A 13,793-nucleotide genomic window follows, 5' to 3' on the forward strand; every position below is an offset into this window, starting at 1 on the left:
CTAGCCTCGGTCCGCGTTGGCGTTCGTCTTCGCGACTAGGGCAGGCAGGCCGGTGAGCGTGTCCAGCACGAACCGGCAGTGCCGGGAGATCTCCTGGTCGCGCAGGATGTACCCCCACGGGCCGCGGCGGATCCACGCCGTGGCGAGACCACATCGCTGCGCCGGCCAGACATCGTTGTCCAGCCGGTCGCCGACGTAGAGGATTCGCTCGCGGGGTACGCCGGCGACTTCGACGACTTTCTCGAAGAACGAGTCGTCCGGCTTCTCCACCCCCCAGTTCTCGGACGTGCCGATGAAGTCCACCGGGAGGTCGAGACCGCGCAGCGTGCGCTCGTTGCGGGCCGTCTGGTTGCCGGCGAGGCCGACGCGGATGCCGAGCGCGCACAGCTCGGACAAGCAGCCGACCGCGTCCTGGTACAGATCGTCCGCGGTGAAGACCTCGGCAACGCCGGCGTCGGCCCTCTTCTCCCGTTCCGCGTGCAGGTCGAAGCCTGGGCGGAATCGCTGGAAGGCGTCCCGGTAGTCACCGCCGGTCGCGATCACGGCCCCGAACACCGAGGAGAAGGTGTGCCGGGGCACGTCGAGCCAGTCGGCCCAGGCGCCGTACTCCCACGTCTCGTCGAGGATCGTCTCCCCGACGTCGAAGACGACCGCATCGATCGCGGCACCGTTCTGGGGCATCAGTTTCCTCCGTCGTGTCCGGCCGGCGCCGCGTCCGGCAGCGCACCTGTGGATGGGGGCAGCGGCCGGCCGTGGATGGCCGCGTGCATGCGGAAGAGCTCGGCGTAGTAGCCATCGCGGGCGAGCAGCTGCGCGTGGCCGCCAGTTTCGGTGATCCGCCCTTCGCGGAGCACCACGATGAGGTCCGCCGTGCGAACGGTGGCGAACCGGTGAGACACCAGCACGGTGACCGTGCCGTGCTCGCGGGCCAGCCGCCGCGCGCTCTCCGTGTAGTTCTCGAACAGCGCCTGTTCGACGGCCGGCGCGAGACTGGCGGTCGGTTCGTCGAGCATCAGCAACATCGGGGCGTCCCGCATCATCGCCCTGGCCAGGGCGAGTTGCTGCCACTGACCGCCGGAGAGCCCGGTCCCGCCGGAGAGGAGCTCGTGGAGGCCGGCCGGGTGCGTCCCGACGAGACCGGTCCCGTCCACCCGAGCCAGTGCCGAACGGATGGCCTCCTCGTCGTCGAGCCGGGGCAGGTCGCCGACGCCGACGTTCTGCCCCACCGTGAGTTCGTAGCGGGCGAAATCCTGGAACGCCACCGAGATGCGTTCGTGCCAGGCCGGGGCCGGCACGGTGGCCAGGTCGACGCCGTCCACGAGCACGGTGCCCTCGTCTGCCGCGTACAGCCCGGCGAGGAGCTTGACCAGCGTGGTCTTGCCCGCGCCGTTCTCGCCCACGATGGCGACCGTTGTACCCGCGGGAATGCGCAGATCGACCTCGTGCAGGACCGGCCGGGCCGGGTCGAACCCGAAAGTCACGGACCGCAGCTCGATGCCGGAGCGCAGCGAGCCCGGCAGCCTGCCCGCAGCGTCGGCGGCCCGGACACCGCTCCGCTTCGCGTAGTCCTCCAGCCAATGCAGGCTGCGCACCGTGACCGAGATGGTGCCCAGCTGACTGGTCGTCTCGCCGATCTGCGCGAACTGGACCTGGGCCCGGCGCACCAGCACGACCGTCATGAGCAGCTGCCCGAGGCTGGTCTCACCCTCGGCGGTGCGCACGATGACTAAGGCGATCCCGGCGAGGAACAAGCTGGCGAAGACCATCCAGCCGAGTGCGCGCAACAGGCCTGACGCGGCGGCGCCGACGGCCGTTGCGCGCGCGATCCGGGTCGCCAGGCGGACCTGCCTGCGCAGCAGGTCTTCGGCAGCACGGTAGGTGCGCAGCTCCGGCCCGTATCCGGGAGTGGTGGTCACCGTGAACAGATCGTCGGCGAGCCGCCGCTGCTCCCGCAAGGTGGCGTCGAGGCGATGCTTGGGCCGATCGGCGACGCGGTCGACGAAGTAGGGGATCAGACCGGCGAACGCGAGCGTGGCCAGCGGCGGGTACACCGTGGCCAGCAGGACGACGACCACCACCAGGCGCACTAGCACGCCCAGCAACGCGATGGCCTGCCGTGGGTAGCCGGAGAGCAGCTTCACCCGCTCCTGCAACAACTCCAGGTGCCGCAGGTATTCGGGCCGCTCGAAGTGCCCGATGCCCGGCACCGAGTTGATCAGGTCGGCGATCTGACATCTCAGGTGCATGCCGGCGCGCTCGGTGAGCCCGGCGACCAGGTTGGCGCTCAGCCCACCGCACACCCAGCCCGTGACATAGAGCAGGGCCATCAGCACCGCGCCGATCACCACCGCCGATCGGTCGTCGCCGACGAACCCGTCGGTGAACATCCGCAACCCGAACGGATACAGCGACAGGCTGAGGGCGCCGGCGACACTGACCGTCGTGGCCGCCAACATCCAGCGCGGCGCCACACCCCGGCCGAGCTCGTCGAGCAGCCGCCAGTTCCGCCGGGCCCGCCTCACGGCGACTCCACGGCGAATCGTTCGGCCTGTAGCCGGTACATCTGCGCGTACTGGCCTTCGGCGGCGACCAGTTCGTCGTGCGTGCCGCTCTCCGTGACGCCGGTGTCACCGAGCACATGGATGTGGTCGGCCAGCCGGACGGTCGCGAAGCGGTGCGAGATCAGCACTGTGGTCACCCCGCGGGTGAGATCGAGGAAGTCCCGGTAGAAGGCGGCCTCGGCCCGGACGTCGAGGGCAGCGGCCGGCTCGTCGAGCACGAGCACCGTGGCCCCGTGGTCGAGGGCGAACACGGCACGGGCCAGGGCGATGCGCTGCCACTGGCCGCCGGAGAGGCCGACGCCGTCGGAGTACGAGGGCGCGAGCCTGGAGTCGAGGCCGTCCGGCAGCTGGCCCACGAACGCGACGGCACCCACCTTGGCCAGCGCTGCCCGGATCCCGGGTTCGTCAGCCGCTGCGAAGGCGATGTTGTCCCGCACGGACAGTGGCAGGTGCAGGAAGTCTTGGGTGATCAGCGCGATGCGCTGCTGCCATTGCCGCGCGTCGAGTTCGCTCAGGTCGGCGCCGTCCACCAAGATGCGTCCGTCGACCGGGTCGTAAAGCCGGGCGAGCAGCTTGACCAAAGTGGACTTTCCGGCACCGTTGCTGCCAACGATCGCGGTCGAGCGGCCCGCGGGGATGGTCAGGCACAGGCCGTCGAACACCGCCCGGTCCGCCTTCGGGTAGCTGAACCGCACCCCGGAGAACTCGATCGCAGTGCGTACCTCGGCCGGTGCCGGCCGGGAGCCGGACAGCGCCGAGGCGGCTCGGTCCAGCCGCGTGTTGAGCCGTTCCAGTCGCTGCAGGCCGTCGGACATCCACTCGAGTGCGATGTCCTGGTAGCTGATCCCGCCGACGGCCGAGGTCAACAACAGCGACGGCGCCAGTAACCCGATCCGGGTCAGGCTCAGTTCCCCGGTCAGCGCGGCGTCGGCGAGGAACCAGCACACCAGCAGGTACACCGCGGTCATCACGCCGCCGATGAGCAGGACCACCTGGGTCAAACCCGTGCGAGCGCGCCACACTTCGCGCATCCCGTCCAGCCAGAGCGTGCGATAACGGTCGATCAGCCAGCTCGCCAAGCGGAAGACCCGGACCTCCTTCCCGAACTCCGCGCTGGTGGCGACCCGGGCGAAGTAGCGGGCGCGGTGCACCAGAGCGGCGTCCTGCTGCAGGGCCACGGTCTGACGCGCGATGATGCGGCGCAGCGGAACCCGGACGGCCTGCCATGCGCAGAGCAGGAGGAGGCCGAGCCACCAGTGCCAGGTCGCCACGATGATGCAGGCGAGGATGCCGCTGAGCCGGTTGCTCATGATGCGCAACAGCATCAGCGGAGCTTCGGCCGGCGCGAAGTTGGTCAACGCACCTTGGGCGATGGCCAGTCCCGTGGTCACTTCCGGATGCTCGAGGTGGCTCACATCGGGGAGCCGGTTCAGGGCCGAAGCCAGCCTGCGCTGCAACGAGTAGGTAAGCCGGACAGCCACCACCGAGCCGATCGAGTCGAGGGCCACGTCCACGACCATCGCACCCAGCAACACCACGGCGGCCACGGCGAACGTATGCCACAGCTGCGTTGCCGCGGCAGAGTCCAGTCCGGCCCGCACCACTCCCGGCACCAAGCCGGTGAGCACAGCCATCAGGATGATGAAGGCGGCGGGGAGCACTGCGGTGAGTACGGCACACAGCGTCAGCGCGCCGCTGGCCACCGGACAGTGCCGGAAGCTGAGCCGGATGACCAGCCAGTAACCGGGAAGGGCGGACCGGATGCGCGCCGGGCCCGGACGTTCAGCCGCCATCGCCGGACTTCCTCGGCATCACCGTGGCCGTGCCCAGCAACCGCTCGGCCCGGTCCGCGGCCTCGGCGTCCTCCTCGGCATGCCGGTCTTCCAGCTCTTCGGGCGAGAGAGAAGAGGGCTCCGCCGGTGCGTCGTTGCCGCGCACCGCGCTCTCGATCGCGCGAAGACGGCGGTACGCGCAGGCGCGTGCGAACTGCTTGGTGAGCCGCCTGCCGAACCGGAACGGCGTGCCGTCCATCTGGTCGAACACCCAGTCCAGCGCCGACATCGCGACCGGCCGCAGTTCGGCGAAGGTCTGCTCGGCGATGGCCCAGTTTGCCCGGTCGGCCGCGACATGACGGCGACACGTGTAGGTTCCCCAGGCCATGTGCCGTCGCTCGTCCTCGCCGATGAGCCGGATCAGCTCGGCCATTCCGGGCAGGATGCCGAGGCTGCGGCAGAACACCCCGAACGAAAAGTATCCGGTGAGGGCCAGTGTGCCTTCGACGACGTGGTTGTAGATCACCGAGGCAGCCACTTGGCTCGCCGGCGAAGGATCCTCGTCCAGCGCGTGCAGGGCCGCGGGCAACCGCCGGTAGAAGATCTCGCGGTATCCGGGGTTGTCCGCGACGTAGCCGTGCAGGTCCTCGGTCAGGCCGACGGCGCTCAGCCAACGGCAGAACACCTCGGTGTGCCGCGCTTCTTCGAACGCGAACTGGCTGAGGTATAGTGCGTCACCTAGCCGCCCTTCGGCGGATATCGCCCGGGCGAAGGGCTGGATGTCAGTCGCCACCGCTTCCTCTCCCGCCACGAACATGGCGACCTGGAAGGTCAGCGCACGCCGGTAGGACTCCGGTAGCCGCGTCCAGTCTGCCGCGTCCTGCTCGAAGTCCAGGTCGGCGGGGTTCCAGAACTTTCGGTTTCCCTTCGCCAGCAGCCGAAGCGGCAGCGAGTTCCAGTCCAGCCGTTCCTCGGTGAGTACCTGGAAGCCGGTCCGCGTGGTCATCCCGGCGTCCCCGCGTCGAGGGGGCTGAGCGCGCCGGCCAGGTAGCGCTGCCACATGGTCCGGCGCCGCGGCTTGCCGCTCGTGGTGCGTTCGATGGTGCGGAACGGCCCGCAGACGACGTCGATCGCGACGCCCGCAGTCAGTTGCGCCAGCAGCTTGGTCACCTGCGCCACCATGTTCTCGGGCACCTCTTCCAGCACGGCGACCGCGACCGGCTCGGTCCGGCGGGTGCCCAGCAGCACCGCGACCGTGTGCCCGGGCAGGCCCAGTTCACGCAGTGCCACTTCGAGGTCCTCGGCGAACAAGGCCCGCCCGCGGATCTTCATGCTGTCGCCGAGCCGGCCGACGGGGAACAGCTCACCGCCGAGCACCAGCCCAGCATCACCGGTCTTCAGCTCCGATTCGGCGAACGCCGTCAACGATGCCGAATCCGCCACACCCGAGACGTAGCCGTCCGCCAGCGAGGTACTGGACACGACGATCTCGCCGACCATGCCTTCCGGCACCGGGTCGCCACCCTCGTCCACGATGCGGACGTCGACCCCGTCGAGCGGCGTGCCACAGCCTATGAGCGCGCCGTGGGTGTCGCTGGTGTCCACGGCTCGGCCGTCTTCGTCCAGCCGGACATAGCGTGGCTCGCGCAGCCGGGACAAGCCGTTGACTGCGAGTGTCGCCTCGGCCAGGCCGTACGCGGGCGTCAACGCGGAGCGCCGGAAGCCGAACGGCGCCAGCAAGTCGGTGAACTGCTCGAAGATCACCGGGTCGAGTCGCTCTGCGCCCACGACGACCGACCGCCAACCGGAAAAGTCCAGTCCGGCCAGGCGATCGGGCGTGACCCGCCTGATCACCTGCTCGAGCCCGAAGTTCGGCATGGTCCCGATTTCCGCGCCACCCGCCTCGCCGAAGCAGCGTAAGTAGGTGAGGGGATCGCGCACGAAGTCACCCGGTCGCAGGCTCCAGCAGTCACTCTGGTGGACCGCCGGCATCAGCAAGCCACCGATCAGGCCCATGTCGTGGTGGAACGGCATCCAATGTGCCGAGCGTGGGCGGTCGGCGAGGTCGAGCCAGCGGTGAATCGCTCGCATGTTATTCGCCAACGCTAGCCTGGACACCCGGACACCCCGCGGGTTTCCGCTGGAACCGGACGTGAGCTGCAGCAGGGCCAGGTCGGACGGCGCGGTCCGGAACGGACGGCCGTTTGCCATCAGGTCTTCGTAGCTGACTAGCTCGCTGCCCGCGGCAGCCACCGCGTCGGCGAACTGGCCGGCCTTGTTCGCACCAGCCACGACCTTCTTCGGGCGGGCGACGCCGAGGACTCGAGTCAGATGCGTGTTGTACTGACTGCTCTGGTGCCACACCGCCGCCGGCGCCACGGGTGACACCGTCGCGCCGGCCAGCATCGCGCCGAAGAACGTCACCACGAACTGCGGTCCGGACGGCAGTACGGACACGACGACGTCTTCCGGCTCGACGCCGGATTCGGCGAGCGCGCCCGCCATCAAGCCGGCTTTCTCCGCCAGGCGTTGGTACGACCAGAATTCCCATCCGTCCGAGCCGAGAAAACTGATGCCATGGTCGGGCCGCGCTTCCTCGGTCCAGCACAACACGTCGTCGAGCTCACGCATCGGCGATTCTCCTTCGGTGGCTGTTCCGCGCCGGTCCGTCTGGATCAGCGGATCGAGCGTGTTCATACGTCAGGGAAGTAGCGCAGCTGCGACCATTGGTCGACGTGCCGGGCGATGGCGTCCTCGACGGCGGGCGCGAGGTGACCGAAGAAACTCTCCGCGTCGTCCATCGGGAGAGTCAGGTCCCGGTATTCGAAATGCACCGTGCCCGCATCGGTGAGAACGGAATAGCCGAGCACGACCCTCAGTTCGTGTCGGCGTGCCATCTCGTAGGGAAGCACGGAAACCCGCCTGTGCAGCCCGAACAGTGGCAATTCAGCCGTGTTCCGCGCCACCTCGGCGCCGATGGTCGTGTCCGGTTGCCACACCATCGAGTACCCGCGGCGCACCGCGGTGTGCATGAAGCGGGCGACGAACGGGTTGGGCACGGGAAGCAGGCGAACCGCGGCACCGGGCGGGAAGTTCAGGAGGTCGGCGATCTTGGACAGCAGCAGGAACGGTGCGCCCTGCGGACTGGAATGGCACGACCTGCTCGCGGACACCGACCTGCTCGTCGAGAACACCGTCCCGGAAAGCGCCGCGGAAGCCGCACTCGACGTCGACGCGATCCGGCGGGCACACCCGTCCCTGGTGATCCTGTCGATCAGCGATTTCGGCCGTGGCAACGAGTTCAGCACCTGGCAAGCCACCTCGCCGGTCTTCCACGCGCTCACGAGCGAACTGTCCCGCTCCGGCCTGCCGGGCCGGCCGCCGCTCATCCCGCCGGCCGAGCTGCCTTACGACGTCGCGGCCGCCCAGGCCGTCTTCCAGCTGCTGAGCCTCTACCACGACCGGCTGCGCACCGGAGCCGGCAACCGGATCGACTTCTCGATCCTCGACGGCGCCATGCAGACGCTCGACCCGGCATACGGCATGACCGGCAGCGCCGCGGCCGGCGTCCCGCTCAGCCAAGCACCCCGCGGCCGGGCCGACGAGCGGTACAAGTACCCGATCATCCCGTGCCAGGACGGGTTCGCCCGCATCTGCGTGCTGGCCAAGCGGCAGTGGCGCGGCATGTTCGAATGGATGGGCCGGCCCGAGGAGTTCGCCGACCCGAAGTTCGACAACCTCATGGTGCGGTTCGGCTCGCCGACACTGCTGCCCGCGATCGCGCGCCACTTCGCCGGCAAAACCCGTGCCGAGCTCGAACAGCAGGGCCAGGAACACGGCGTTCCCACCGCTGCTGTGCTGACGCTGGAAGAGGCACTGGACACCGAGCAGATCAAGGCACGGGCGTTCCTTCGCGACGTCGAGCTGGCGCCGGGTGTCACCGGCCCGGTCCCGGCCGGCGTCGTCGAGATCGACGGCGCCCGCGCGTGGGCCGACGATGTCCCCGACGGCGCCGCGCCGAGGCCGGCGGCGAAGATCACCGCTCACCGTCGCGGCGAGCTGCCGCTCTCGGGACTGCGCGTGCTCGACCTCGGCGTCATCGTGGTCGGCGGCGACACCGGCCGCATTCTCGGCGACCTCGGCGCCGACGTCATCAAGGTCGAAAACTCCGCCTTCGTCGACGGCGCCCGCGCGGCGCAAGGGGCGACCGGCATGGCTCCCGGGTTCGCCGCCGGCCACCGCAACAAGCGCAGCATCGGCATCAACCTGCGCGATCCCGAAGGCCACCGGCTCCTGCGCGAACTCGCCCGAGCCGCCGACATCGTCCTGACGAACTTCAAACCGGGCGTGATCACCTCTCTCGGCCTCGACTACGCCTCGCTCCAGGACGTCAATCCCGGCATCGTCGTCGTCGACAGCTCGGCGTTCGGCCCGACCGGCCCCTGGGCCAAGCGTCTCGGCTACGGCCCGCTGGTGCGGGCCGCCGCGGGCTGCACCGACCAGTGGGTCTTCCCCGGCGAGCCGGGCAGCTTCAGCGACGCCGTCACCGTCTACCCGGATCACGTCTGCGCCCGCGTCGGTGCCTTCGCCGCGCTCGCGCTGCTGGTCCGGCGCGAGCGCACCGGACGCGGTGGGTCGGTCAGCGTCGCCCAGTCCGAGGTGATGCTCAGCCACTTCGCCGCGAAGATCGCCGCCGGGGAGCGAGCGGATCGGCCCGAGCACGACGGGCCGTGGGGCCTGTTCCCCGCCGCGGGCGACGACGACTGGGTGGCGGTGACGGTTCGTGACAGCGCGGACTGGTCGGCGCTGTGCTCGGTGATCGAGCGGCCCGACTTGCTCGCCGACCCGTCGCTCGCCGACGCCGCCGGGCGGGACGCGCAGCGCGCCCGCGTCGACGAGGCGGTCGCGGGGTGGACCGCGCAGCACTCTCCCGCCGACGCGATGTCCGCGCTGCAAGCCGCCGGCGTCCCGGCCGGTGCGATGCTGCGCGGAATCGACCTGGCCGACTGGGAGTACTACCGCGCTCGTCGGTCCTTCCGGCATGAGCAGCACCCGCGCAGCGCGGAGCCCTACGTGCTGGAGGATGTACAGATCCACGCCGAGGGCATCGCGGACCCGCCGCTCCGCCCCGCGCCGCTGCTCGGCGAGCAGACGTACGTGATCGCTCAGGAGTTGCTGGGCCTCGACGCCGCGGAAGTCGCCGACCTCGTGGAGCGGGGCGTGCTCGAGACCGTTGACGCCCCAGTCGCGCCTGCGCGAAGCGGAGCCACGGCCACCGCCGGCTGACTCGACCTATGATCGGTAACAGCGAGTCATCGAGGATACGTTGGGCGGCCAGATGGAAATCGACTTCACCCGCCTCAAGTACTTCCTGGCGGTCGCGGACGAGCTGCACTTCAAGCGCGCCGCCGAGCGGCTGCACATCACGCCGCCGCCGCTGAGCAAGCAGATCAAGCTGCTCGAACGCGAACTCGGCGGCGCGCTGTTCGAACGCGACTACCACGAAGTACGGCTGACGCCCCTCGGCGAAGAGCTGGTGGAGCCGGTCCGGCGGATCCTCGATCAGGTGGCCGAGCTGAAGGACACCGCCGACACCCTCGTCAAGCGGGTTGCCCCGCTGCGCGTCGGAGCCACCGCCTACGCCCCGTCCGAGCTGCTCAACGCGTTCGAGGACGCCGTGGCGAACCTGGCCTCGACCCGAACCGTGTTCAGCATCCCCGGTTCCGCCGCCGAGGTGGCCGCCCACCTCGTCGCGGGGCACCTCGACCTGGGCTTGATCCACCTGCCGCCCACCGACGAACGCATCGACTACCGTGTCATCGCCAGGTACCGCAGCGGCATCGCGGTGCGCAGTGACGACCCGCTGGCCGCGAAAGACCTCGTCACGGTCGACGACCTGCGCGACCGCGAGGTCGCCGTGGACTTCGCTGGCGCCAACCCGTTCATCCTGGCCAACGTGACCCGCCGGCTCACCGCCCGCGGGATCACGAAGGTGGTCCTGGCCAGCCCGACCGGCCGCGGCAGCGAAGTCGAGACGGCCGCACAGGTCCGCTCCCGGCACCTGGTCGCGATGATCGCCTACGCGCCCACCTCCTCTGTCGGCCGCGTGTTCTCCTCGCCGGAGTTCAAGCTGATCCCCATCGACGAGGACAGCTGGGAAGGCAGCGAGCTGGCCATCGCCTGGGCCCGCGAACGCGGCAGGCAGCACGTCTCCCTCGAACCTGCGATCGACGAACTGGCCGCAGTCTTCTCAACCTCTTGACCGGCTACGTTTCCCGGACGGCGACGCAGCCGTTTCGGGATCGGCAGTTTCCTGCCATTCTCCGCACTGCCAGACTGTGCGAACGATGAAGCCCGTCGCAACGGCGGCAGGATGAGCCAGGATTCCGAACTGCGTCGCCTAGGGCGCGCGAGTTCCTCCCGGGGCTGGAGCCGAACATCGTGCGCGCCGACGCCTGCCCGGACTGTGCACCGAGGACCACGTTCCCATGCCGGGCAACGCGCCGGGACGCCTGCGCACGGTCTTCGCCACCGGCTTTTCGGGACTGGCTTCAAAATCGCTCCCGTATCCGCAGCCACGGCAGTCGCTGTCGCCGCCGGTGAACCACGCGGGGACTGGCCGGGCCGGTTCACGGAGCGTTGACCTCACCTGGTCGTCCGCATGGCGGATGACCGGAACCGGCGGGCAGCCGGCGTGGGACCGTGCCTGGGCCGGTGAAGGACTGCCGGCCGCACACGGCCGGCGCCGGTCAGGGCGCACCGAACCGCAGCAGGACCTTGCTCGACCGCTCCGGATGGCTCGCCACGGCCAGGGCTTCCCCCGCTTCGTCCACTGTGTACTCCGTGGACACGATGGGAGCGAACAGCTCCGGGTTCTCGGCGATCGTCACCAGGGTCTCGGCCATCCCGCCCGCGAACCGGCTCGATCCGGCGAACGTCAGCTCACGGGGGACCGTCAGGTGCCATGGGGCGGCGACGCCGTGGCCGGGGAGCTGGCCCACCTGCACCAGCGTCCCGCCCGGAGGCAGCGCGGTCAGCGCCGCGGCGACGGCCGCGGGCGCACCCGACGACTCGAACGCGACGTCCACCGGCGGCAAGGGCTCGCCGGCGCTCAGCGTCCGGGTCGCGCCGACCTGCCGGGCCACTTCCAGCGGGCGGGCTTGGAGGTCGGTGACGGTCACCTCGGCGGCGCCGTCCAGGTGTGCCAGGGCCACCACCAGCAGCCCGATCGGGCCGGCGCCGGTGACCAGGACACGACGGTCCCGCACGCCGCCGGCCAGCGCGGCCATGCGGGTCAGCGCGTGCCGGGCCACGGACGCCGGTTCGGCGAGCGCCGCTGTGCGCAGCGAAAGTTCTTCCGGCACAGGGACCAGGCGGTGGCCGGGCACCAGCAGCCGGTCCGCGAAGCCGCCGTGGGTGTGCGGGCGGCGGGCCGCGCTGCCGAGGTACCTCAGGGACGGGCACAGGTTGTCCCGGCCTTCACGGCAGCGCGGGCACTCCCCGCACGTCTGCGCCGGGTGGACGGCGACGGGAGTGCCGGCCTGCGGCCCCGAGCCGTCGGCGGCCGCGGTGCGGACCGTGCCGACGACTTCGTGGCCCAGCACCATCGGGTCGGCCAGCACGGATTCGCCGACTTCGCCGCGCTGCCAGTAGTGGACGTCGGAGCCGCACACCCCGCCGTAGGCGACGTCGACCACCGCGTCGCCCGGCCCGGGGGAGACCTCCGGCCACTCGCGGACCGCCAGCCGGCCGGCGCCGAGCACCGTCACGGCCCGGCCCATCGGGATCACAGTCACTCAGATCACCGCCGTGAGGCCGCCGTCGACGTACACGACCTGTCCGTTCACGAAGTCCGACGCAGACGACGCGAGCCACACCGCCGGGCCGGTGACGTCCTCCGGGCGCCCCCACCGGCCGGCGGGTGTGCGCCGGGTGATCCACGCCGAGAACTCCGGGTCCGCCACCAGGGAGGCGTTGAGCTCGGTGTCGAGGTAGCCCGGCGCCAGGCCGTTGACCTGGATCCCGTGGCCCGCCCATTCCGCGCACATCGACCGGGTGAGGCCGGCGAGCCCGGTCTTCGCCGCGGCGTACGGCGCGGTGGTCGGCCGGACCAGCTGCGTCTGCACCGAGCAGATGTTGACGATCTTCCCGCTGCCGCGCGCGATCATGCCGCGCGCCAGCGTGCGGCCGACGACGAACGCGCTTGTGAGGTCGACGTCGAGGACGTGGCGCCAGTCCTCGACCGGCAGGTCGGTGAGCGGGCCGCGGACCTGGATCCCCGCGTTGTTCACCAGGATGTCCGGGCAACCGCGCTCGGCCACGAGCCGCTCGAGCGCCGCTTCCGCCGCGTCGCTGTCGGAGACGTCGAACGCGCAGGTGAGGGCGCCGTCGCCCAGCTCGGCGGCCGCGGCTTCGAGCTGCGCGGCGTCGGGGCTGTTGAGCACCACCCGCGCGCCGGCGGCGAGGTAGGCCTCGGCGATGGCACGGCCGATGCCGCGCCGCGAGCCGGTCACCAGCGCGAGCCGGCCGGTCAGGTCGAACGGTGTCACGTCAGATCTCCTCATCGTCCGCACCGAGAACTTCGGCCCGGGCTTCGCGCACAAGTGCGCGGGACGCCGCTTCGGCCGCGGCCTGGTCGCCGGCGGTCACCGCGTCGACGAGTTCGCGGTGCCGGTCGAGCGACACCGCGGTCTCGTCGCTGAACGAACGGTGGCCCGCGTACCGGGCGCGCAGGGTGGCCAGCACGGTCTGCACGAGCTGGCTGAGCACGTCGTTGTGCACCCCGCGCAGCAGGGCTTCGTGGAACGCGGTGTCCGCGGTGGCGAAGTCGTGCGGTTTCCCGTCCTCGAACGCGGTCGTCATCCCGGCCAGCGCTTCGCGCAGGGTCCGCGCGGTCTCCTCGTCCCGGCCGGCCGCGGCACTGCGCGCGGCCATCGGTTCGAGGGCCTCGCGCAAGGTGAGCAGCTCGCCCAGCTGGCGCCGGGAGTCGGGCCCGCCCGCGCGCCAGGTGATCACGCGCGGGTCGAGCAGGTTCCACGCCGCGACGGGCAGCACGGTGGTCCCGACACGGTGCCTCGGCTGGACCATGCCGAGCCCGGTGAGCGTGCGCAGTACCTCGCGCACGACCGAGCGGGACACCCCGTGGTCCTGCTCGATCCGTTCCGTGGACAGCACCGAGCCGGGGGCGAGCTCGCCCGTGGCGATCCGGCTGCCGATCGCGTCGACCACCCTGGCGTGCAGGCCGCCCGGTCCGCTCAGCGGGTTCACTTTGCCTCCCATTTGAGTATGATAAATCATACTCTAACGAAGGAGTGGGTATGCGGGTGACCGACGTCGAGACCTTCCTCGTGGCGCCGCGGTGGCCGCGAGACCGGCTTTCTCAGACACGCGCCAGTGGAACCCGCAACCGGTGAGCCGCAGGCTGGACCTTGACACCTCGGCGGCCGAAGTGGCGTAGCCG

At 70.6% G+C, this 13,793-nt stretch carries 11 protein-coding genes; 2 read left to right on the top strand and 9 right to left on the bottom strand.

The window, feature by feature from the left end; all coding sequences use genetic code 11:
* The 6 genes from OG371_RS37200 to OG371_RS37225 all read right to left on the bottom strand — a co-directional run bounded on the left by OG371_RS37200 (position 1) and on the right by OG371_RS37225 (position 7,392).
* The gene (locus OG371_RS37200) at positions 1-681 is read right to left on the bottom strand and encodes an HAD family hydrolase (RefSeq protein ID WP_329060619.1); all 681 of its coding nucleotides are present in this window, start codon (positions 679-681) and stop codon (positions 1-3) included.
* Positions 681-2,522 (bottom strand): ABC transporter ATP-binding protein, encoded by a 1,842-nt coding sequence (locus tag OG371_RS37205; RefSeq protein WP_329060621.1) that lies wholly within the window; start codon positions 2,520-2,522, stop codon positions 681-683. Before OG371_RS37205 ends, OG371_RS37200 begins: the two co-directional genes overlap by 1 nt.
* Entirely contained in the window at positions 2,519-4,354 is a 1,836-nt protein-coding gene (locus tag OG371_RS37210) for an ABC transporter ATP-binding protein (RefSeq protein ID WP_329060623.1), read from the bottom strand. Before OG371_RS37210 ends, OG371_RS37205 begins: the two co-directional genes overlap by 4 nt.
* Positions 4,344-5,339, bottom strand: a complete 996-nt coding sequence (locus tag OG371_RS37215; RefSeq protein WP_329060626.1) for a R2-like ligand-binding oxidase — start codon at positions 5,337-5,339, stop codon at positions 4,344-4,346. Before OG371_RS37215 ends, OG371_RS37210 begins: the two co-directional genes overlap by 11 nt.
* Entirely contained in the window at positions 5,336-6,964 is a 1,629-nt protein-coding gene (locus OG371_RS37220; protein WP_329060628.1) for an AMP-binding protein, read from the bottom strand. Before OG371_RS37220 ends, OG371_RS37215 begins: the two co-directional genes overlap by 4 nt.
* 62 nt (positions 6,965-7,026) lie before the next feature.
* On the bottom strand, positions 7,027-7,392 hold the full coding sequence (locus tag OG371_RS37225) for a hypothetical protein (protein ID WP_329060629.1): 366 nt from the start codon (positions 7,390-7,392) through the stop codon (positions 7,027-7,029).
* A gap of 52 nt (positions 7,393-7,444) precedes the next feature.
* Between OG371_RS37225 and OG371_RS37230 the strand changes: the two genes are divergently transcribed.
* Both OG371_RS37230 and OG371_RS37235 read left to right on the top strand, forming a co-directional pair.
* The gene (locus OG371_RS37230; protein WP_329060631.1) at positions 7,445-9,619 is read left to right on the top strand and encodes a CaiB/BaiF CoA-transferase family protein; all 2,175 of its coding nucleotides are present in this window, start codon (positions 7,445-7,447) and stop codon (positions 9,617-9,619) included.
* Between the two features lie 52 nt (positions 9,620-9,671).
* The gene (locus OG371_RS37235; RefSeq protein ID WP_329060633.1) at positions 9,672-10,595 is read left to right on the top strand and encodes a LysR family transcriptional regulator; all 924 of its coding nucleotides are present in this window, start codon (positions 9,672-9,674) and stop codon (positions 10,593-10,595) included.
* A gap of 487 nt (positions 10,596-11,082) precedes the next feature.
* Here the strand turns inward: OG371_RS37235 and OG371_RS37240 are convergent, their stop codons facing one another.
* Genes OG371_RS37240 through OG371_RS37250 form a run of 3 tightly spaced genes read right to left on the bottom strand, consistent with a single transcriptional unit; the run spans position 11,083 to position 13,612 of the window.
* Positions 11,083-12,129, bottom strand: a complete 1,047-nt coding sequence (locus OG371_RS37240; RefSeq protein ID WP_329060635.1) for an alcohol dehydrogenase catalytic domain-containing protein — start codon at positions 12,127-12,129, stop codon at positions 11,083-11,085.
* On the bottom strand, positions 12,130-12,882 hold the full coding sequence (locus OG371_RS37245) for an SDR family oxidoreductase (protein WP_329060637.1): 753 nt from the start codon (positions 12,880-12,882) through the stop codon (positions 12,130-12,132). It lies immediately after the preceding gene.
* A 1-nt stretch (position 12,883) separates the two neighbouring features.
* Positions 12,884-13,612: a FadR/GntR family transcriptional regulator gene (locus tag OG371_RS37250; RefSeq protein WP_329060638.1), complete on the bottom strand. Its 729-nt coding sequence runs from the start codon at positions 13,610-13,612 to the stop codon at positions 12,884-12,886.
* Between the last annotated feature and the right edge of the window lie 181 nt (positions 13,613-13,793).

Source organism: Amycolatopsis sp. NBC_01480 (assembly GCF_036227205.1).
Taxonomy (GTDB): domain Bacteria; phylum Actinomycetota; class Actinomycetes; order Mycobacteriales; family Pseudonocardiaceae; genus Amycolatopsis.